Below are 21,561 nucleotides of genomic sequence, written 5' to 3'. Positions count from 1 at the left end.
GCGCCAGCGCGTCGCCGGCTCGGCCCGTGGGCGGCTGTGGGTACGGTGCTTTACAGTCTACCGCTCTTGGAGTTCCCGCAAGGCACGAGCAATGCTGTCGATCGCCATGCGGATCGTCGTATCTTTATTCGCAGGTAAACCCACTTTTGAGGGATCAGCATAGGCCTTGTCGATGTATTTTATCGCACGTTCGGTAGCAATACGTCGACAGTATTTCTTGAGTGAAGCCACCGCTTGCCGTAAAGCCGCTTCATCAGCCAGTTCGTGGACCCGCCGGGAATATGCTTTCAGGTCGGCCCGGCCCGCCATCGCTTGTTCCAAGGCTGCTACGCTTTTCGCCACTGGGACGAGCCACTCTGTCCGCTCTATTCCTTCTAACTCCAACGCATCGGCTTCTTCCAGCAACATTTCGATACGGAGGAGGGCTAATTCGGCGCCACGCTTGGATATCACCCTGGGTGGGCGAGGGACATATCCGATGTGGCGGCCGGTCGTGACGGCGTGCCATACATATGGGTCTAAGAGAGCCCGGTAACGCAGCCCGCCGACCGTTGCAATGTTCAGATCGACGGGTAACCCTGTTTGCCCCCGCAGATAGGCTTCAACGGTTTTCCGCTGTTTCAGGAGTTCCGGATCCTCAACCACGGCGAGAAGGTCGTAATCCTGTCCAGAGCCATTCCAGGCGTTAGAGCCATAAGCCACGACGCCAACGGCGGGGATCGAAGATCGCAGTAGAGAAAGCAACTCGTCCCAACGGCCCACCAGCTGACACCTCACTGATACCCGATCGACCGGTACACCTGAACGTGGCGTTGCCTGGCTCTTCTAAACGGATGGCCGCACATCGTGATTCGGTATTATAGTATGACACCTTGGCCCACAAAACATGGAAGGAACTTACGGAGCGGGGTTTCCCCGGGGCTCTTGGGGGACGGCCGTTGACCGGGCTGGTGCCCCAGCCCCGAGGACGGGAAGTCCCGCCGGCGGCACCTCGGGCTAAGGTTTTTGTCCGTCCCTGTCGAATAACAGGATGGTGGCGGCCACCCGTCCGCCCGGAACGCCTCGACGTTTCCGGCATCGGGGCCTTATTCGAGTGATATCAGCAAGGGGGACCGATGGATGGCCATAGGTCGGCGCGGGCCGGAACCGGACGAGGGCGTCGGGGTCCGAATCGGCCGCGGGAGCCCTGGATCCGAGCAGGTGGGCGGACCCCTCGCGTCCCCCGGTCCTCAAGAGGTGGGTCATTACGTCCTCCTGCGTGTCGCCGCAGCTCTGCTGGCCTTCGCCTTGGTAGTGCTGAATGTCATGGGCCTGGCCACCCCGGCCCTCGCCAGCAACGATCCCGGCTTCCCCCTCCTGTGGGGGCTGCGCAACGACGGCCAGGTCATCGCCGGCCAGCCGGGCACCCCGGGCCTCGACGTGGGGGCCGAAGCCGCCTGGGTGTTGAGCCGGGGCGAGGGCGTCCGCATCGCCCTGATCGACACCGGGGTTCAGCTGGATCATCCCGACCTGCAGGGTGCTTTCTGGGTCAACCCGGCCGAGGGCGCCGGTCGCCCGGGCGTCGACGACGACGGCAACGGTTACGAGGACGACGTCCACGGCTACGATTTCGTCCACCGCGACGGGACCCTCTTCGACCCCGCCGACGGGGAGGAACACGGCACCCACGTGGCCGGCATCCTGGCCGCCCGCCCCGGCAACGGCGAGGGCGTGGCTGGCCTGGCCCCCGGCGCCCGGCTCATGGTCCTCAAGGTCTTCGACGGCCAGGGCCAGAGCGACACCGCCCTGGTGATGGAGGCCATCCGCTACGCCCGGCGCATGGGGGCCCGCATCGTCAACATGTCCTGGGGAGCCCCCGGCCCCACGGACCCGGCACTGTGCGCCCTGATCGCCGAATCCCCCATGCTCTTCGTCGCCGCCGCCGGCAACGAGGCCCAGGACCTGAACGTCCAGCCCTTCTATCCCGCCTCCTGCGAGGCCCCTAACCTGATCGCCGTCGCCGCGGCGGACAACCGGGGAGCCGTGCCGGCCTTTTCCAACTACGGTCCCGGGGCCGTCGACCTGGCGGCGCCGGGCTGGTTCATCCTGAACACGGTTCCCCAACGGGACGACCCGGCCGCCCCCGGCCTCGAGCCCGGGCCGGCGCCCCTGGAGCCCGGCCTGGGGCAGGGAAGCTACGGCTGGCTCAGCGGCACCTCCATGGCCACCCCCTTCGTCACCGCCACGGCGGCCCTGGTCGCCAGCCGCTACCCGTGGCTGACGCCGGCCCAGCTCGCCCAGCAGGTGCTGGCGACGGTGCAGAAGGTGCCGGGCCTTGAGGTGTGGGTCACGACGGGCGGCATCGTCTCGGCCCGGGGCGCCGTCTGGACCGAAGCCGTGGCACCGCCCCCCTTCGCCGACGTGACGGCCAGCATGGCCCTCTACGGCGAGATCCTGCGGTCGGCGCGGCTGGGCCTGACCCACGGCTACAGCGCCGAGCGGTTCGCCCCAAACGAACCGGTCACCCGGCACCAGTTCGCCAAGCTTCTGGTCGGGGCGGTGGAACGGGCCACGGGCCGGCCCCTGCCGGACCGGCCGCCGGACGGCAGCCCGCCGCCCGACTTCCCCGACGTCAACGAGGACGACGGCAACCTGGGGCCCTACGTGCGCAAGGCGGCGGTGGCCGGGTTCATCCGCGGGTACGCCGACGGCACCTTCCGCCCCGACCAGCCCATCAAGCGGATCGAAGCGGCCCTCATGGTGTTCCGCGCCCTGGGCCTTGCGGCGGGCGCCCCGAATCCCTTCGCCGACGTGACGGGCTTTGGGGCGGCGGAGGCCGGGGCCGTCTTCGAGGCCGGCGTCATGAAGGGGGTGCCGGTGAAGGTGGCCGGCTCCGGGGCGACCGTGATCTACTTCTACCCCCAGCGGTCCATCACCCGGGCCGAGGCGGCGGCGGTGGCACTGCGGGCCCACGACGCCCTGGTGGCGGCGGGGCCGTGACGAGGGGCGGCATATGGCCCACGCTCTTGATCTATAAAAACCTGCCACTTTTTTCGATACCAGGGAAAGGAAGGTTCTCCCCGATGGCGAAGTTCTCTTCGTAGCCGGCCGATCCCAAGGGGGCAAGGGCATCCGGGCGCCGTGGTCCGAAGGCGGGGCGGAGGACCCGGCAGGGGGCATGGGGGCGGGAGACGGCCCGTCTCCCGCCAGCAACGGGATCAGGCCGGTCGATCCGGGGCGGGCCTTCCAAAAAGTGGCCCGCCCCGGGTCTTTCCCTGGGGATCGCGGGCGGGGGAGGAACCCGCCATGGTCCGCTCCGGCAACGACCCCGCACGTCCCGTCCCTCCACCCTGCGGCCGTTGGGGCCGGCCCGGTCCCCCGCCTCCTTCAACCGCCGCGGCCCCATGGCCCCCGGCTCGGGAAGCCATCGCGCCGGTGGACCCGGCCGAGCGGCGCCTGCGCCGGCAGGGCGTGGCCCTGGTCGTCACCCGGGCCGACCGCATCGGCGGGGCCCAGGTTCATGTGTTCCAGCTGGCCCGCGGGCTCCGGGCCCGGGGGATCCCTGTGGTGGTGATCACGGGCCCGCCCGGGCCCTTCACCGGCGCCCTGGCCGGGGAAGGCATCCCGTACCGGTGCCTCCCCTGGCTGGTTCGTCCGATCCGGCCGCTGGCCGATTTGCGAGCCCTCCTCGCTTTGCGTGCCCTCCTGCGGCGGCTGGATCCCGCCCTGGTCGCCGCCCATTCCACCAAGGCCACGTGGCTGGCCCGCCTGGCTGCCGCTTCCCTCGGCATCCCCTGCGTCATCACCGTCCACGGCTGGACCTGGACCGCCGGAGCGGTGGACCCCCTGCCACCCGCCGGACCGCCCCGGGCAAGCACCGGGTGCCGCCAGCCCGGACCGCTGCCCGGGGGTGGAGCCCGGCGGGAGGGGGGACCGGGCGCGGGAGACGGAGCCGGTGAGGGCCGGGGTGGGGGGCGCAAGCCCAAGCCCGCGGGCCGGTGGCTGGAGCATCTAGCCCGGTGGGGCGAGCGCCTCCTTTCGCCCCTGGCGGCGGCGGTGATCACCGTCTCGGCCCACGACTACGGGGAAGGCCTCCGCCACGGCCTGTTCGACCCGCGGCGGGCCGTGGTGATCCCCAACGGCGTCGCAGATCCCCGCCAGACGAGGCCGGGCCCCGGCGGTGGAAGCCCACGCTCCTCGACCCTGCGGATCGTCATGGTCGCCCGCTTCGAGCCGCCGAAGGATCACGCCACCTTGCTGCGGGCCGTCGCCCTCCTGGACGGCCACGGCCACCTGGTGGACGGCCCCGGCCCCCGGGGCCACCCCAACCACGACTGGGTGGTGGAACTGGCCGGCGACGGGCCGGCCCTGCCGGAGGCCGTGGCGCTGGCCCGCCGGCTGGGGATTGACCACCGGGTCCGCTTCCGCGGCGCCTGCCCCCACGGGGCCGGGGCGTTCCAGGACGCGGCCGTGGCCGTCCTCTGCACCAGGCGGGAGGGGCTGCCCCTGGCCGTTCTCGAGGCGATGGCGGCTGGCGTGCCCGTGGTGGCGACGGCGGTGGGCGGCGTGCCGGAAGCGGTGCGTCATGGCGTCACGGGCTTTCTTGTCCCTCCTGGAGACCCGGCGGCCGTCGCCCGCTACCTGGCCACGCTGCTGGCCGACCCGGCCCTGCGGCGGCGGATGGGGGCCGCCGCCCGGGCCCGGTACGAGGCCCACTACACCGTGGACCGGATGGTGGCCGCGACCCTGGCCGTCTACCGGGCGGCCTGCGCAGGCCGGTCGCCGGGAGCCGGGGGACCCCGGGGCACCGTTTGGTGAGCGGTTTCGGGATCGTAATGGAGAGAACCGTTACAGGTGAAAACGCGAGATCTCCATGTGAAGCTGATAGAAGGGAACGCATTGCACACCAAAAACCCAAGCGATAAACGGAATTCGTGCCTTGCCGTCAATCTTCCCAACGTGTTTATGATATTGCGGTAGAGTAAACCCTTCAAAAGTGACCAGGGGGATATCATATGTCCTCCCAAGGGCTATGAATAATGCGTCATTCCCCTTGGTGAACTCGTCAATCCATCGATCTTTGTAATGTCTCCTTACGAAAGTTTCAATCTCGGCAAGGTGAACGAACGTTTCTTGCTTGGGACCGACCATCGAAATGATTTCTTGCTTGATCCACTCCCGAAGATACTGGCTTGCCCGGTCGTTTCTTTGGAGCACCTCATCGACAACTTCCGAACACGTTATTAGATGTCCACCCATAAAGGCTCCTGTAAACCAACTCTTCATCCTTTCGGCCGCCTGTTCGATGGAAGAGCAACCCCACGCCAGTCGAAGGGTATACAGTGAGGGCGTGGAAAAAGGTGTAATAAGAACATTGGCATCGACCAAACAGGGGGTCATAACTTTCGCTCCAAATACGCGACGAATGTAGAGATCTTTAGCCCTAACAGGGATGCGGCTTCACCGTACCCCAAATCTCCGCTCATCGTCGCATCGATGACGGCGCGGGTAAACGCGGGGCTGTTATAGATTTCAATATTGCGGTAGAAGTCGCCCCCGGTCCGGTCGGCAGGCCGGGGTGGAACGAGGCTGGAATGACGTTCCACGATGCTCCGGTACACAGCCGGGGAGATCAGTTCAAGCTCCAGGGCGCGCCGGGCCACGACCCATGGGCTGACCCAGAAGTGCCGGGCACACCGCTGGGCGACATCGTACGGGTCCCCGGGCAGGTTTGGCCACATTTTCAGGAAGACATCGGCAGGAATGAGCAACTCCGCGGCAGCACGGTCGCAGAACCTCTCAATCTCAAGGGACGTCTCATGCTCTAGGTTGTCGTCGATCACGCTGTGGCCTAACCAAAGATGGACCAGTTCGTGGGCGAAAGTGAAGTTGCGGCGCGGTACGTAATCCCGCATGTTGATGAAGAGCAGCGGCGCCGCCGGATCGGCCAGGGCAAAACCGGCGAAATCCTCAGGATCCAATGGGCGATGGGTATTGTATCCCACGATACCGCGACGCAGCACCAGAATGCCGGCCCGTTCTGCAGCCGCGCTCAGGCGATTGAGGAAGTCCTGCCAATCCTCTGCTTGCTGTTGCTCGTGTCGAACCGGGATGACGGTGCGGATGGCCTCGGCGACCTCAACAGGCTGCACCCGTCGCCAGTTGAACCGCCCAATGAAGTCGAGTCGCCTTCCCCGGTGCAGCTGTCGCCACCAGTCCTGTTTCCGTAAGGCGTCATACAGAATCTCGAGCAGCGCCGGACTGGGTTCGTCCATCTCCCGTCGCCGGCGAAAGTCGGCCACGGGTAGGGTGAGCCGATCAGGAGGGGGGAGGAGGAGCTGGCCTAGGGAGACGTGCAACCGTCGGGCGATCAGCCGGGTCTGGTTGTAGGTAGGGCGGGCTCGCCCTTCCAGCCAAGCCGCCGCCCGCTCCGGCGTAACCCCGGTGGCCCGGGCCAAGGCCTCTGGTCCCACCTGCGCCCGCCGTATTGCCCACCGCAATGTCGCAGGATTGACGGGGACCTCCACGGTGCGCGTCAAGGCCATCGCTCCTCCTCGGCAACGCGTGCCTCAGGACCGCCCGGTGGTAAGGATGCTACACCAAAATTTGCCTTTCGGCAATGGCCGAACGAACCGGCTAGTGAGGCGTCCCTGTCCCCACGGGCGAAGTCGCCGGTTCGTCCCCGCTCGCGCCGGTTCCCCCTGGCGTACCCGCCCCCGCCGGCGGCCGCCCGGGAGGAACCGGCCCCCGACCCGCCGCGGGCCCGTCCACGGTGCCGAAGCGGGTCTGGATCACCGCCCCCACGGCCAGCGCCGCCACCACGAGGCCCGACGCCCAGCCCACCACCGGCACGTAGCGCAGGAGGCCGAGCAGCGCCACCCCCACGGCCAGCATCAGAAGGGGATCCCGCCCCGGCACCACCTTCCGTCCCACCAGGGAGGCCACGGCCACGTACCCGCCCAGGCGCGCCAGGGCGTAGGCCACCCCCAGGGCCAGGGCCACGGGGATGCCGATCACGGTGATCCCGACCAGCACCACCGCGGGGTAGAACAGCACCATGGCGGCCAGCCCGTAGAGACCCGTGCGCAGCGGATCGTTCTCGATGACCGCGCTCCACCGGGCCACGGGGCGGGGGAAGAGGGCCTGCACCATGACGGCCAGGGCGAACAGCCCGGCCAGGTAGAGCAGGTACATCCCCGACGAGAACCAGGAGAGGGGCCGGGGCGCGGGCGCCAGCCACCGCCACCCGTCCAGGCTGCGCAAGACCCCTTTGAGGACCATGTCGTCGGTCACGACCTCGCCCAGCACCTGGGCCCCCGGTTCCCGGTGGACGGCGCCCCCCAGGGCGACGACGTCGCCCCGGACCACGGCCTGCGGCCCCAGGCGGATGGGGCCCCCGAAGGCGACCACGTCGCCGTCGACGGTGCCGTCCACTTCCACATCCCCGCCGATGGCGAACACGTCGCCCCTTACCCGGCCGAGGACCCGGACGGGGCCGTCGATGGAGATCACGTCGCCCTGGTAGACCTGGCCGGCCGGAACCGTCAGCGGTTCGTTCATCACCAGGGTGTCGTCCGCCGCCCCGGGGCCGGCCGCTTCAGCCCGCGGTGGGACGGCCGCCCCCATGAGGGCCGCCACTAGCACCATGGCCGCCGCCAGCCGCGCCATCACCGGCACAACCCCGCCCATGCCCGGATCCCCAACCCGCCACCGGCGTCCGGTCATCGCCGCACCCCCAATGGCCCGCCGGAACCTCGCCATCACCGTGCCTCCAACTCCCCGCTGGAACCCGGCCATCACCGCACCTCCAGTGCTCCACCAGCGCCCGCCGGTTCCCGTCCCCCCGGCCTTGGGCCCCAAGCCGCCGGTCGCCACGCCCCCAACGGTCCTCAGCACGGGACCCCCTCCTCGCCGCCGGGACCCTTCATCCACCACCGGCCCAGGACGACCGCCGCCGCGGCCAGCGGCGCCCCGAGCAGCGCTCCCAGCCACCAGGCCTGGGTCAGGGTGACGTGGGCCGCCTCCAACCCGACCCGGACGAACCCGCCCACCTCCACGAGCCACCGGGCCGTGCGGCCAAGGCCCTGAACCAGATCCCCAAGGCCGCCCCCGGCGGCCAGCGCCACCAAAAACGCCACGGCCAGGGCTTCGGCCCCCGCGACGGCCGCCAGGGCCCGCCGCAAGGGGATCACCGCCACCGGCCCGCCGGGCACGTGGCCCGGGCCGGCCGCCCCGCCGGCTTCGCCGCCGGGACCGAAGGCGGGGGAGGGCGCGGGTTCGGCCCGCACCGCCGCCATGATGCGGTCCTTCAGGTCGCCCGGCGGATCCGCCCACTCGAGGGGAAGGCGGGGCACGCCGGGCCCGCGGGCCGGACCGGGGCGGGGAGGAGCCCCGGGGTGGTCGACTCTCCCCGGGCGGCGGGGCTCTCCGGCACGCCGGGTCATGGGGATCGCCTCCTTGAGGGAACACCGGCGGGGTCCTGCCCGTGCCCGTACCCCTGCGCCTGGCCGTGCCCCTGCTCTTGTCCGTGCCCTTGCAGCCACTCCCGCAACCTGCGGCGGGCTCGGAAGAGCCGGGCCTTCACCGCCACGGTCGTCCGACCCATGATGGCCGCCGCCTCCTTCAGGCTGTACCCCTGGTGGTGGACCAGAAGGACCAGCAGCCGGTCGCCGGGCGGCAGCTGCCGCAGCGCCGCCTCCAGCCGTCGCACCGCCTCGCGCCGCTCGACCACCTGGGCCGGGTCGTCCCGGCCGGAGGCCACGGGCTCGCCAGCCAGCGGTCCCGTCCCGGCCCATCCGGGGCCCTGAGGACCCGGCGAGCCGACCTGCGGCCTTCCGCCCGCCCGGGCGCCCGGCGTCCCGCCCGGCCCATCCGCCATCCCGGTGCCGGCCCCTTTCGCCATCCCGGTGCCGGCCTCGCCCCTGCGCCCCAAGCTGGCCCCCGCACCGCTGGCAGGAAGCCCTTCCCGGGACCGGACCGCCCGGCGCCGGGATGCATCCCGGCAGGCGTTGACGGCGATCTGCATCAGCCAGGTGGCGAAGGACCGCTCGAGGTCGAACCGGCCCAGGCCGCGGAACGCCCGCAGGAAGACCTCCTGGGTAAGGTCGGCGGCGTCCTCCGGGTGACCCGTGTAGCGGAGGCAGAGGTTGTAGACCCGCCGCTGGTACCGCTCGACCAGGGGCGCGAAGGCCTCCCGGTCGCCGGCGCGAACGGCCCGGATGCAGGCGGCGTCGGCGCCGTCGTCGGGCGCCCGGGGCGATTGGGCGGATTCCGCCTCGCCGCTGGCGGGCCCCGTTCGGGGCCAATGCGCCGATTCCGCGTTACCCCCGTCGTGGCCCGGCTGGGGCGACCGGGCCGATGCCGCCTCCCCGCCGTCGCGGGTCAGTCGCGGCGACCGGGCGGATCCCCCCGCAGCCACGTGGCCGGGCCCATGGAACGGTTCGGTTGTCCCCCAGGTCCCGCCGTAAGGCTGCGGTTCGAACCCCGCCACGACCAAGCCCCCCGGTGTCCCCCGGCGCCACCGGTTCATTCCTGCGGCCTGCGGCCGGTTCGTCCGGTTGCGGTCTACGGCCGACAGCCGGTTCATCCGGTAATACGCACGGCGAGGGAAGTGGTTGCGGGGCCGGTGGCCCGGCAGGCCGTCGCCCGGCAGGCCGGCCCGGCCCCCCGGCACGACGGGCACCATGGCGCCCCCACCGGCCGCGGCCGTTCCCCGTCGCCCGCGCCCGTCGCCGGTGCACCGGAAACAATTGCCACCATAGAGCAGCCTCATCCGTTTTCCGGTTCCACCGATGACTGGAACAGGAGGAACCGCAAGGAACCGCGTCCATCCCGCCGGAAGGGAAACCCCCGCCCGCGGGTGGGGAAGGAGGAATGCCATGTCCCTCGGGCCGCACCCGTCGCCGTCGCAGCCGTTGCAGCCGTTGCACCCGTCGCACCCGGCGCCGTGGCAGCCGTTGTACCCGTCGCAGCCGTTGCAGTCGCTGCCCCTCCCGCAACTGGCGTTGCTGTCCGAGCCGCCACAGCCGGCCCACCTGGTCCAACTGTCCGAGGGGGCGGTTTCGGGGGCCGTGACGACCCTGCTGCTGGCCCTGGCCCACCTGCTCCTGGTAGCCGTGGCCCTCTGGCGCACCCGGCGCCCGCGCCTCAGCGGGTTTCACGTCTTCCTCGGCCTGCACGCCCTGGCCTACGGCCTGCGCCCCCTGCTGAACGCCCTCACGGGCGGCTACCTGCTCTACGGCTTGCCTGCCGCCCTGGTTCCCGAAGGCGCCGCCGTCTCCTTCCTGCCGCCCACGCCGGTGGAACCGGCCGGCTGGGCGGCCTACAACCGGGGCCTGGCCCTGCAGCTGGCCTTCGCCGCCGCCCTGGTGGCGGTGTACGGGGTGGTGTGGTCCCGTGCCGGGAGCCGGGGGGCGCCCGGCGTCCGGGGGCGGTTCCGCCCCTGGGAAGGGGAGACCCCGGACCGAAACCAGGACGGGCTGCAGGACGGGAGCCGGGCCAGGCGCCACCTGGAGATCGCCTGGCTGCTGTCCCTGGCCGTCGGGGTGGGGGCCGTGGTGGCGATGCACGTCCTCTCCGGCGGGCGTTGGCTTCCCGGTCACCGGGGCGGTACCACCGTCACCGCCGCCGTCCCCTTCGGGAAGATCCTCTTCCCCCTGGCGGTGATCCCCCTGGCCGCCAGCCTGCCCCTGGCCCGGGCCACCGCCCCGACCCCCGGCGACCGGCGGGCCGGCGCCCCCATCACCCTGGCGGCCGGGTCCCTGCTGGCGGCCGGGCTGCTGCTGCTCCTCTACCAGCGGGGCTTTCTGCTCAACGCCCTGGTGGCCACCGCTTTCGTCGACGAGGCCCGGCGCCCCTGGACGAACCGGCGGCTGGCGGCCCTGGTCCTGGGGCTTCTGGTCCTCCTGGCCGCCGCCCGGCCCGCGGCGACGGCCCTGGTGTCGGTTCTGGTCCCGCCACATCCCGACCCGCCCCGCACCCGGCCCGCCCAACCGGCGACGACGGCCGCCCTCGGAGGCGCTACCCCGGCGGCCCACCCGGGCACCGGGGACCGGGATCCGGGGGGCGACACCACCACGGCAACCCGGGCCCGTCCGGGCATCCCGGCCTGCGCCCTACCCTGGGCCGCCACCCCGTCCCAACACGCCCCCAGCATCCGGCCTTCCCCGCCACCCCCGGCCCCGGCGCCCCGGGCGGCGACCCCGGCCGCCCCCGCCGGAAGGGGCCCCGCCGGCTTCATCACCCGCAGCGCCAACTTCGACGGCCCCGACGTGTGGGTGATCGCCCAGGGCTTCTTCGCCACCCACGGCCCCCTCCACGGCCGCACCCTGGCCGCCCTCCCCGCCCGGGTCCTGACCCCCGCCGCCCGCGGCCAGGCGTGCCACCTGACGGCCACCGACCTGCTCAACACCTACCGCTGGCGCCAGTTCTACTGGCAGACCGGCTTCGGCTTCAACGTGTCCCTGGCCCAGGAGGCCTATCTCAACTTCGGGGCCGCCGCGGTGCCCGTGGCCGGCGCCCTGGCTGGGGGCCTGGCCGCCCTGGCCGACGCCTGGCTGGCGGCAGCCGCCGGAACCCGCCCGGTGCCCCGTTCGCCGGGTGCGCCGGGTGAGCCGGCCTCGGCGGGTTCGTCCGGGGCCGGTCGCGACCCGCTGCGACCCCCGCTCCGGCTCCGGCCCCGCACCCTCTACCTGGCCTGCGCCCACCTGGCCGCCGCGGCCTTCACCAAGGACCCCGGCAGCACCCTGGTGTGGACCGCCGCTTACGCGGTCCTGGGCGCCGCGATCGACGCCGCCGCCGGCCGCTGCGCCGCCCGCCGGGTCCACCGGACGAACCCGCCCCCGCCCCCGCGGCCCCCCGCCGTGGCCATCTGCCGCTCCAACCCGGTGGACCCTGACCCTCGGGTCGAGCGGCTGGAACGAACCCTCTCGCGGGCGGGCTACCGGGTGCATGTCCTCGGGTGGAACCGGTCCGCCTACGGCCGGGGCCTGCGGAACCTGCCCGCCTGGCTGGGCTGGCAGCTGCAGCTGTTCCTCCGGCTCTGGCGCCTGCGGCACCAGATCGATGTGATCCACGCCTGCGACTTCGACACCCTGCTCCCGGCCCTGGCGATCAAGGGGCTGGCTTCGATCCGTCCCGCCGCCCGGCGCCGGCTCCGCGGAGGCAGGGAAGGACCCGCGCCCCGCTCCAAGGCCGTGGTCTACGACATCTTCGACTGGTATGCCGACACCGTCACCGGCCTCCCCGGCCCCGCCCGCCGCCTCCTGGCCGCCCTGGACCGGCTCCTGCTCACCCTGGCCGACGCCGTTATCCTGGCGGACGAACGCCGCCTGCCCCAGCTGGGCGCCGCCCGCCCCCGCCGCCTGGCGGTGATCTACAACAGCCCGGACTGGGAGGGGGAGCAGGAGGCGAAGCGGGAGGGCGAGGGGCAGCCGCGGCGCCATGAGCAGCCGGAGGGGAAGAGGCAGGGGACCACGCCATCCACGGCCAGGGCACCATCCCACCGAGCCCACCAGGGGAAGAAGCCGGAGGGGGAGCGGCAGGGGGAGAGCGAGCGCGAGAGGGCGGGACGGGTCCCGCGGCAGGGCGAGGGCGAAGCGCCAGGGCCACGGGACGAAGCAGGGGCGGGGTGCCGGGATTGGACTCAGGGTCGGGAACAGAGGGCAAGGCCCATTTCGCGCCGCGCCGCCGTGGAAGGGCCTACCCTGCGCCTCGCCTACGTGGCCACCCTCCAGCCCGGCCGGGGCCTGCAGGAACTGCTTGCCGTCCTGGCCCGTCACCCCGAATGGCACCTGGACCTGGCCGGCTTCGGTCCGGAAGAACCGGTCCTCCGCCAGGCGGCGGAGGACCTACCCAACGTGCGGTTTCACGGGCGGGTCTCCCACGCCGGCTGCCGCGAGCTTTACGCCCGGGCCGACGTGATCCCCGCCCTCTACGATCCCGCCATCCCCAACCACCGCTACGCCAGCCCCAGCAAGGTCTTCGAGGCCATGGCCCTGGGGAAGCCGGTGATCGTGGCCCGGGGGACGGGCATCGACCGCCGCGTCCGGCGCCACCGGCTGGGGTGGGTGGTGCCCTACGGGAGCATCGAGGCGCTGGAGGCCGCCCTGACCGAGGCTGCGGGGTGGACCCCGGCACGGCGCCGCGCCTTCTCGCGCCGCGCCCGGCGGCTGTACCGCCGTCGCTGGGGCTGGCCCCGGATGGAGCGGCGCCTGCTTCGGCTGTACCGGGACGTGGTGACGGTGCACGAGGAAGAGGTGCACCGGCAGCGCGAACCCTTCAACTCCTATGGATGGGGTTGCACCACTGGATTGGATGGCGCCACCAGTGGACTGGATTCCACCACCAGTGGACTGGATTGCACCGAGCCGCGGGACTGTGAACCTGTGGACTCTCTGGCTTGGCCAAACACGAGCATGGGCCACCCGTCCCTCGACGTTGCCCCAAATCACCCGTCCGTCGATGTTGACCAAAATCACCTGTCCGTCGACGTTGCCACGAATCAAAGCGCCCGACCCGAAGGGTCCAGCAACCCGCCGCCCGACTCCTCCCCGCCGGTCTCCCGGTCGCCCGAGCGCCGTCTTCCGGCTCCCCGGACCCCGGGCCGCGTTCCCCGGGTCCTCATCGGCCGCCATGTCTCTCCGGCCGTCCGCCGCCACGTCCTGCTCTGGGCGCTGGGCAACGGCATGGCCGTGGACCTGATCCCCGACCCCTACGAGGTGCTCCTGGCCGGCGCCCGCTGGGGCCAGCTGGACGACATGCCCCTGCTCCGGGTAGGCCCCCTGGCGCCGTCCCCCGCCGCCCGCCTGGTGAAACGCATCCTGGACGTGATGGGGAGCCTGGCGCTGCTGGTCCTCTTCGCCTGGGCCTTCGCCCTGATCCCCCTGCTGATCTGGCTGGACGACCGCGGCCGCGTCCTCTACCGCCAGACGCGCGTGGGCCTCCACGGCCGCCCCTTCACCATCCTGAAGTTCCGGACCATGGTGGTCGACGCCGAACGCACCACCGGACCCGTCTGGGCCCGGCAGGACGACCCAAGGGTGACGCGAATTGGACGAATGTTACGGTCGACGCATCTCGACGAATTGCCCCAACTGGTCAATGTGCTGCGGGGCGAGATGAGCCTGGTGGGCCCCCGGCCCGAGCGCCCTGAGCTGGCCGCCCGGTTCGCAGCGGACGAACCGGCCTTCCGGCTCCGGGAGGCCGTCAAACCGGGGCTTACCGGCCTCGCCCAGGTCGAGGGGTCGTACCAAACTTTGCCTGCCGTGAAGGTTCTTTGGGATCTCCGGTATGTGGCCGGGTGGCGACTGGTTCGGGATATCGTGGTTCTGCCACGCACGGTGGTGAGGATCCTATTTCGGGTATAGGTCTCCTCCTCAAGGGCGCCACCTTCGACCACGCCGACGTCTGGGTCCTGGCCCAGGGCTATGCGGCCGAGCACGGGTTCCGCCGCGGGTCGACCCTGGCCGCCATCCCGGCCCGGTTCCTGACTCCTCCCGCCCGGCAGGCTACCCGCTGGCGGACGGCCGCCGACCTCCTCAACGAGTACCGATGGAAGCACTTCTACTGGAAGACCCGCTTCGGTCTCAACGTGACCCTATCCCAGGAGGTCTACCTGAACTTCGGGCCCTGGCCGTTGCCCGCGGCAGGGGTCCTGGCGGGGCTGCTGGCGGCCGGGGGCGACCGGTGGCTCTGGCGCCGCGGGGCCATGAGAAGTGGGCTCCCCGACGAGCCACCGGGGCAGCAGCGGGACGGGCGCCGGGCCTGCGGCATGCCCGACGTAGCCGGGCTCTCTTCGACCGGCCGGATCAGAGAGGTTTCCTCAGGCTCCAACCCCAGCGACGGCCTGACTGTGCCCCGTGCGAGTTCCGTGCGCTCCAGCGTCCCGCCTGTGCTGCCCGGTGGACCCGGCTGGGTCTACGCTGCGTGTGCCCTTTTCGCCGCGGGCGGCTTCGTCAAGGAGCCCGGTGCGACACTGCAGTGGACCCTGGCGTACCTCATGCTGGGCGGGGCGGTAGGCCTCGCGGCCCGGGCCGTAACCCGGACGGTCGCCCCCCGAACGAAGAGCGTGGTAATCCTGAGGTCCAATCCCGTGGCCCCCGACCCCCGGGTGGAGCGGGTCGCCCGCACCCTGGCCCGGGAGGGGTTCAGGGTGACGGTGGTGGGGTGGGACCGGGAAGGCAGCTTTCCGGAACTGGAGCTGGCCCCCTATGGGCCGGTGGTGCGCCTCCGGGCCCGGGGCCGCTACGGGGCGGGCCCCCGCAACCTGCCGGCCCTACTGCGGTGGCAGCTGCAGCTGGTGTACTGGCTCCTGTTCCACCGGCGGCACTATTCCGTCATCCACTCCTGCGACTTCGACACCCTGGTGCCCGCCCTGCTCGTGAAGCTCCTCCTGGGCAAGGGGGTGGTCTACGACATCTTCGACTGGTACGCCGACACGGTGCGGGGGCTGCCCAGTTTCCTGCGTCGCTGCCTGGCCCGGCTGGACCGCTGGCTCCTGAGGTGGGCCGACGCCGTGATCCTGGCGGACGACAACCGCCTCCCCCAGCTTGGGAAGGCCCGCCCCCGCCGGCTGGAGATCGTCTATAACAGCCCGGACTGGGATTCCAAGGACGTCATCCGCGGGCTGCCGTCCCGGCGAGGGCTACGCCTGGCATACATCGGCCTGCTACAGGCCGACCGAGGACTGCTGGAACTCCTTGAGGTCATGCGCCGGCACCCGGAGTGGGAACTGGACCTGGGTGGGTTCGGGGCGGAGGAATACCTGATCCGGAAGGCGGCTGCGGCCCTGCCTAACGTTCGTTTCCATGGGCGCGTGCCCCATCACCGCTGCATGGAGGTCTACGTTCGGGCCGACGTGTTGGTGGCTACCTACGACCCGTCCGTCCCCAATTACCGGTACTCCAGCCCCAACAAGCTATTTGAGGCCATGCGATTGGGGAAGCCCATCGTGGTGGCGGAAGGCACCGGGATCGACCGGCGGGTCAAAGCCTTGGAGTTGGGGTACGTGGTGTCGTATGGCGACACGGGCCGCCTGGAGGCGGTGTTGCAGGACGCGGCCGGGTGGACGGGGGAGGAGAGGAGGGCCTTCGCGGTCCGGGTGCGGCGCATTTATGACGAGCACTTCTCGTGGCGGATCATGCAGCAGCGGTTGCTGCGCCTGTACCGTGACCTGCTTACACCTCTCACCGCCCCGGTGACTTCTCCTAAATCCGGGTCACACACGGTTTCCCGGTGAGCGGGCAGGCGCGAAAGCCGGAAGCACCCGAAGAGGGGAGGTCACAGGAATGAGGGGGTCTGCAACGCCTTTCCGAGAGGCCACCGCCGGCCCGCAAGGTTTACCCCCATTTACCCGGAACGAGCCGATCACGTTCCGCGCGATTTTTGGCAGCTACTGGCGGCTCGTGCTCCTTGGGATCGGGGATGCAGTCTCGGTTCTAACGGGCCACGTCGCGGGGACCTACGTGGGCGGATTGGTGCATGGAACCCCGGTACGTCTCGATCTTAGGCCGTGGTTGGAGGACCCGTTCGCTGCCGTGGTCCCGGTCATGTCGGCCCTCGTCTTTCTTGTCCTCTACAGGGGTTACCGGGACTTGCACCGCCCGTATTTCGAACTCGGCCGCGATGTGTTCACCGCCGGTCTTTGGTCCGTTCCTCTGACGACAGCGGTGCTCCACTTCTATAGACCCGGGAGCCCGCCGTTAGCGGTAGGTTCAGCTTGGTTGGCAGCCGGAGTGATCGCCGCGTCTCTGGTGACCTTGTGGCGCGTTCCCTTTGCCCGGTGGGCCAGGAACGCCTGGCGGGAGAGGCCGGTGGCCCTGATTTCCACGCAACCCGAGGTTTGGCAACGGCGGTTACCGTCGTACGTAATCGTTCACCGGTGCATGTCCCCAAGGGCCTTCCTTGAGGAACCACCGGCAACCCAGCGGGTCATGGTCACACCCGACGTCCGGGTGGAGGATCGTGAGCAGATCGTCGTCTGGGCTATGCAGAACCAAGCGGAGACTTACCTCGTACCGGACACATACGAGGTCCTGGTGGCCGGAGGCCGGCACAGCCAGATTACTGACATCCCCCTGTTGGAGATTCAGCGCCTGTTCCTTCCGGTGGAGCAGCGAATCCTGAAACGGGCGATCGATGTGCTGGGAGGGATCGTGTTATTCCTTATCTTCCTCCCAGTGTTCATGGTGGTGCCCCTCCTGATCTGGCTTGAGGATAGGGGGCCGGTGTTCTACAGGCAGTGCAGGGTGGGGCGCGACGGGAAGCTGTTCGACCTGATCAAGTTCCGTACAATGGTGGTGGACGCTGAGAGGGAGACGGGTCCAGTCTGGTCTCAGCAGGATGATCTGCGAATCACCCGAATTGGACAAGTGTTGCGTTCGACCCGATTCGACGAGCTTCCCCAGCTGGTTAATGTCCTTCGAGGCGAAATGAGCCTGGTTGGGCCCCGACCGGAACGGCCTGAACTGGTAACCAAATTCACCGAGCGTAATCCGCTATTTCGGGCACGGGAAGCCGTCAAACCGGGAATCACAGGGCTGGCTCAGGTTCTGACCAGGTACCATACGGAGCCCGATTGTAAGCTTCGGCTTGATTTACGATACACAATGGGATGGCGACCGGACCGCGATCTCTTGATCCTGTTGCGAACGGTACCCCTGGTACTGTTACCTAGAATGCGCGTAGAATCAGAACCCACTGGTACAGAGTGCTCTAAAGTTGGTCGCGTAACGTAGCACGTCTCCTTGGAAAGGGAGAAAATACGAAGGGATGTGACTGTGGATAGCGAGCTACCGGTAAGTTATGGTACAATTACACCTGTGCTAGCAGTTACCACAACCTAGCGTGCGCGTGGAGGGATGATGTTGTTCAACAAGATTGAACACGTAGACCAAAATAACCAGAAAGTATCACTAGTCACGGGCGCAGCAGGGTTCCTCGGCAGTCACTTGGTGGACAAGCTGTTGGCCGAAGGCCACCTAGTGGTCGGTGTGGATAACCTCAGTACCGGAAGCGCAAGAAACTTGGAACATGTTATCGGCAAGGACGAGCGTTTCATCTTTGTCACTGGCGATGTTACGGAGGAGTTAGAGCTCCCGCCACTTCGGTATGATTACATCTGGCATCTCGCTAGCCCGGCAAGTCCGAAAGATTACCGTCGGCTAAGCATTCAAACCATGATGGCCAACGCCCTTGGTACAAAGAATATGTTAGATCTTGCGGTAGCCCACAAGGCTAGGTTTCTCTTGGCAAGTACGTCTGAGGCCTATGGCGATCCCCAGGTCCACCCTCAAAGGGAGGACTATTGGGGTAATGTAAACCCGATAGGAGAACGTGCCTGTTATGACGAGAGTAAACGCTTTGCTGAGGCCTTATCAATGGAGTACTATCGCCAGTACGGAGTTGACATACGTATCGTACGCATTTTCAATACATATGGTCCACGCATGCAAATTAACGATGGTCGAGTAGTGCCGAACTTTGTCTGCCAAGCGTTGCGGGGCGAGCCGCTGACAGTCTATGGCGACGGTTCCCAGACTCGTAGCTTTGTCTTTGTAAAGGACGAGATCGAAGGCATTTTTCGCGCAATGACATATCCAGGCACAACGGGCGAGGTCTTTAATATTGGTAACCCAGAAGAACGCACAATTTTGGAGTTCGCAAGGACCATTGCGGAAATTTGTGGCGTTGAACTGAATGTTGTGTACAAACCCCTTCCTCCCGATGATCCCCGCAAGAGATGCCCGGACATAACCAAGGCAAGAATTGTTTTGCGTTGGGAACCGATTACTCCTTTAGAGGAGGGCTTGCGCGTAACGATAGACTATTTTGCTGGTGTTATGAGAGCCTGTTTCACGAACCCAGGTATTTCCACAGGATTGCGCCCACGTGGGTTTAAGTGAGGCCATTGGTTCGCATTCGCCATCGCCCGAGGTGTCCCTATGGCCTACAACTTTCGCCCGGTGAACCGTGACCAACTGTACCTGCTCCCACCGAGCCTTCGCGACTGGCTGCCCGAGGACCACCTGGCCTGGTTTCTAATCGACGCCGTCGAGCAGATGGACCTGCGGGCGTTTCGGAGCAAGTACCGCGCCGACGGATGGGGCGGGGAGAGCTACGACCCCGCCATGATGGTGACGCTCCTGCTGTACGCCTACTGCGTCGGCGAGCGGTCCAGCCGGCGGATCGAGCGACTGTGCCTCGAGGACGTGGCCTTCCGGGTGATCACCGCCAACCAGAAGCCGGATCACGTGACCATTGCCCGCTTCCGCCAGCGCCACGAGCGGGAACTGGCCGAGCTGTTCACGCAGGTGCTGCGGCTGTGCCGCGAGGCGGGGCTCGTGAAGGTCGGCGTGGTGGCACTGGACGGGACGAAAGTCAAGGCCAACGCCTCGCTGGCGGCCAACCGAACCGACGATGCGATTCGCCAGGAAGTGGAGAAGATGCTCCGGGAGGCGGAGGCCACGGACCGGGAAGAAGATGAGCGGTACGGCTCCGGGCGTCGTGGGGACGAGTTGCCGGAGGAGCTGCGCCACCGTGCGAGCCGGCTGGAGCGGCTGAAGGCATGCAAGCGGCGGCTGGAGGACGAGGCGGCCCGGGAAGCCGCCCGGCAGCAGGCCCGCATCGAGGAGCGGAAGGCGCAGGAGCAGGCGACCGGCAAGAAGCGGCGGGGGCGCAAGCCGAAGGCGCCGGATCCCTCGGTGGATCCGGCGGCGAAGACGAACGTCACGGACCCGGACAGCCGGATCATGAAGACCCGGCAGGGCTTTGTGCAAGGGTACAACGCCCAGGCGGTGGTGACCGAAGACCAGCTCATCGTGGCCGCGGCGGTGACGCAGGACGCCAACGACGTGGGCCAACTCCACCCGATGCTCCAGCAGGCGCAAGCCAACCTGCGGGCCGCGGGCGTGGACAAGCCCATCCGGGCCGTCGTCGCCGACGCGGGGTACTGGAGCGAGGCGAACGTGAAGCAGGCACCGGCGGATGGGCCGGAACTGTTCCTGGCGACGAGCAAGGAGTGGAAGCAGCGCCAAGCCTGGAAGGATGCACCCCCTCCGCGGGGCCGGATCCCCAAAGGGCTGAGCCTGCGGGAGCGGATGGAACGTAAGCTGCGGACCCGGCGAGGGCAGGCGATCTACGCCAAGCGCAGCCAGACCGTGGAGCCGGTGTTCGGGCAGATCAAGGCCGTGCGAGGGGCCGACCGGTTCCTGCGTCGGGGTCTGGCGGCGTGTGACAGCGAGTGGAAGCTGCTCTGCCTGACCCATAACTTGCTGAAGCTCTGGCGGAAGGTAACGAAGGGGTCCGCATCCTCACCCTTTGGTTGGATGGCGGCCGCGTTGGCGTAGAAGGGTAACGACCGGGCCGCCGGCCTACCCCGTCCTGACCGTCAGCCCACGGGACATGGCCGAATCGACCCGGTACGTTCCCCCAGTTCTGATCTCGTCAGGATCAGTGAAACAGGCTCATGAAAGAGAGTGTCTACAACTAGACGCACGAGTGATCAAGCATTCAGATGGGATAGAATACCTCTAGTCTGCGTCACTGGACGGGCATGTCGGACATTGGAGGTGGCACCTTGCGGGTACTCGTTACCGGGGGAGCCGGTTACATCGGCAGCCACACCGCCAAGGCGTTGGCAAGGTCTGGATTTGAGCCGGTAGTGTTCGATAACTTGAGCACAGGGCATCGCTGGGCGGTGAAGTGGGGGCCCCTTATCGAGGCGGATTTAGCGGATAAGGCAGCCATTAGAGCAACATTGCAAGCATATCAGGTGGAAGCTGTTATTCATTTCGCTGCTAGCGCGTACGTGGGAGAGTCTGTGCAAAACCCGCGAAAGTACTTTCGTAACAACGTAGTGAACACGCTAAATCTTCTTGATGCGATGCAAGATGCGGGAGTCAAACATATTGTCTTCTCGTCGACTTGCGCTACCTACGGAGTTCCTGAATCTGTACCAATCCCCGAGGACCATCCGCAGCGGCCTGTGAACCCGTATGGTGAGTCCAAGCTATTCATCGAGCGAGCTCTGCGGTGGTATCAGGAGGCTTATGGCTTTCGCTGGGCAGCACTGCGGTACTTCAACGCTGCCGGTGCTGATCCAGACGGGGAGTTGGGCGAAGCTCACGACCCCGAGACCCACCTGATCCCCCTAGTCATCGAGGTGGCCTTAGGGCAAAGGCCGTACGTTGAGATCTACGGGACCGACTATCCGACACGAGATGGCACTGCAGTTCGGGACTATGTTCACGTGGCGGACCTTGCAGAAGCGCACGTGCTTGCCCTCCACTATTTGTTGGATGGTGCAGAGAGTACGGCACTGAACTTGGGGACTGGTAAGCCCTATTCGGTGCGAGAGGTAATTGCGGCGGTGGAGCACGTCAGTCGAAAGGAGGTTGCTGTCCGAGAGGCCCCAAGGCGCCCCGGCGATCCTCCGGTGTTAGTAGCAAATGTGGAGAAAGCGAAGGCGTTGCTAGGTTGGGAGCCAAGATATACGGAAATCGAGTGTATTATAGAAACTGCTTATCGGTGGCACGCCAAACGTTTAACCCAGGGTCAGGCCGGGCCTGGACGCGGGCTGTAAGG

14 protein-coding genes are annotated in these 21,561 nt (G+C 68.3%); 8 read left to right on the top strand and 6 right to left on the bottom strand.

Features of this window, described 5'->3' with window-relative positions; translation table 11 throughout:
• Window positions 1-57: 57 nt before the first annotated feature.
• Window positions 58-762, bottom strand: coding sequence for a hypothetical protein (locus tag ACYQ02_RS04600; protein ID WP_460039267.1), 705 nt, complete (start codon window positions 760-762; stop codon window positions 58-60).
• Window positions 763-1,119: 357 nt separating this feature from the next.
• Here ACYQ02_RS04600 and ACYQ02_RS04595 point away from each other — a divergent pair, with 357 nt between their 5' ends.
• Window positions 1,120-2,979 carry a S8 family serine peptidase gene (locus ACYQ02_RS04595; RefSeq protein ID WP_460039266.1) on the top strand — a complete coding sequence of 620 codons (1,860 nt, stop codon included), beginning with the start codon at window positions 1,120-1,122 and terminating at the stop codon, window positions 2,977-2,979.
• Window positions 2,980-3,414: 435 nt separating this feature from the next.
• Window positions 3,415-4,797: a glycosyltransferase gene (locus ACYQ02_RS04590; protein ID WP_460039265.1), complete on the top strand. Its 1,383-nt coding sequence runs from the start codon at window positions 3,415-3,417 to the stop codon at window positions 4,795-4,797.
• Window positions 4,798-4,827: 30 nt separating this feature from the next.
• On the opposite strand, the gene ACYQ02_RS04585 is transcribed toward ACYQ02_RS04590, so the two are convergent.
• The 5 genes from ACYQ02_RS04585 to ACYQ02_RS04565 form a co-directional block, all read right to left on the bottom strand.
• A complete protein-coding gene (locus ACYQ02_RS04585; protein WP_460039264.1) occupies window positions 4,828-5,265 on the bottom strand; it encodes a DUF4411 family protein in 438 nt (145 codons plus the stop codon).
• A gap of 110 nt (window positions 5,266-5,375) precedes the next feature.
• On the bottom strand, window positions 5,376-6,518 hold the full coding sequence (locus ACYQ02_RS04580) for a helix-turn-helix domain-containing protein (protein ID WP_460039263.1): 1,143 nt from the start codon (window positions 6,516-6,518) through the stop codon (window positions 5,376-5,378).
• A gap of 97 nt (window positions 6,519-6,615) precedes the next feature.
• On the bottom strand, window positions 6,616-7,875 hold the full coding sequence (locus ACYQ02_RS04575; RefSeq protein WP_460039262.1) for a bactofilin family protein: 1,260 nt from the start codon (window positions 7,873-7,875) through the stop codon (window positions 6,616-6,618).
• The gene (locus tag ACYQ02_RS04570) at window positions 7,869-8,423 is read right to left on the bottom strand and encodes a hypothetical protein (protein WP_460039261.1); all 555 of its coding nucleotides are present in this window, start codon (window positions 8,421-8,423) and stop codon (window positions 7,869-7,871) included. The genes ACYQ02_RS04575 and ACYQ02_RS04570 overlap by 7 nt, the downstream gene beginning before the upstream one ends.
• Window positions 8,420-9,469 carry an RNA polymerase sigma factor gene (locus ACYQ02_RS04565; protein ID WP_460039260.1) on the bottom strand — a complete coding sequence of 350 codons (1,050 nt, stop codon included), beginning with the start codon at window positions 9,467-9,469 and terminating at the stop codon, window positions 8,420-8,422. Before ACYQ02_RS04565 ends, ACYQ02_RS04570 begins: the two co-directional genes overlap by 4 nt.
• 388 nt (window positions 9,470-9,857) lie before the next feature.
• Here ACYQ02_RS04565 and ACYQ02_RS04560 point away from each other — a divergent pair, with 388 nt between their 5' ends.
• From ACYQ02_RS04560 to galE, 6 genes are all read left to right on the top strand, one after another.
• Window positions 9,858-14,345: a sugar transferase gene (locus ACYQ02_RS04560; RefSeq protein ID WP_460039259.1), complete on the top strand. Its 4,488-nt coding sequence runs from the start codon at window positions 9,858-9,860 to the stop codon at window positions 14,343-14,345.
• On the top strand, window positions 14,279-16,216 hold the full coding sequence (locus ACYQ02_RS04555) for a glycosyltransferase family 4 protein (protein ID WP_460039258.1): 1,938 nt from the start codon (window positions 14,279-14,281) through the stop codon (window positions 16,214-16,216). Before ACYQ02_RS04560 ends, ACYQ02_RS04555 begins: the two co-directional genes overlap by 67 nt.
• 49 nt (window positions 16,217-16,265) lie before the next feature.
• A complete protein-coding gene (locus tag ACYQ02_RS04550; RefSeq protein ID WP_460039257.1) occupies window positions 16,266-17,714 on the top strand; it encodes a sugar transferase in 1,449 nt (482 codons plus the stop codon).
• Between the two features lie 129 nt (window positions 17,715-17,843).
• Window positions 17,844-18,881, top strand: a complete 1,038-nt coding sequence (locus ACYQ02_RS04545; protein ID WP_460039256.1) for a UDP-glucuronic acid decarboxylase family protein — start codon at window positions 17,844-17,846, stop codon at window positions 18,879-18,881.
• 39 nt (window positions 18,882-18,920) lie between these two features.
• Window positions 18,921-20,324: an IS1182 family transposase gene (locus tag ACYQ02_RS04540; protein WP_460039255.1), complete on the top strand. Its 1,404-nt coding sequence runs from the start codon at window positions 18,921-18,923 to the stop codon at window positions 20,322-20,324.
• 230 nt (window positions 20,325-20,554) lie between these two features.
• The gene (galE, locus tag ACYQ02_RS04535; protein ID WP_460039254.1) at window positions 20,555-21,559 is read left to right on the top strand and encodes a UDP-glucose 4-epimerase GalE; all 1,005 of its coding nucleotides are present in this window, start codon (window positions 20,555-20,557) and stop codon (window positions 21,557-21,559) included.
• Window positions 21,560-21,561: the final 2 nt, after the last annotated feature.

This window comes from Thermaerobacter litoralis (assembly GCF_054654595.1).
Note: the sequence above shows the minus strand (reverse complement) of the source record. Positions and strands in the feature narration are given on the sequence as shown.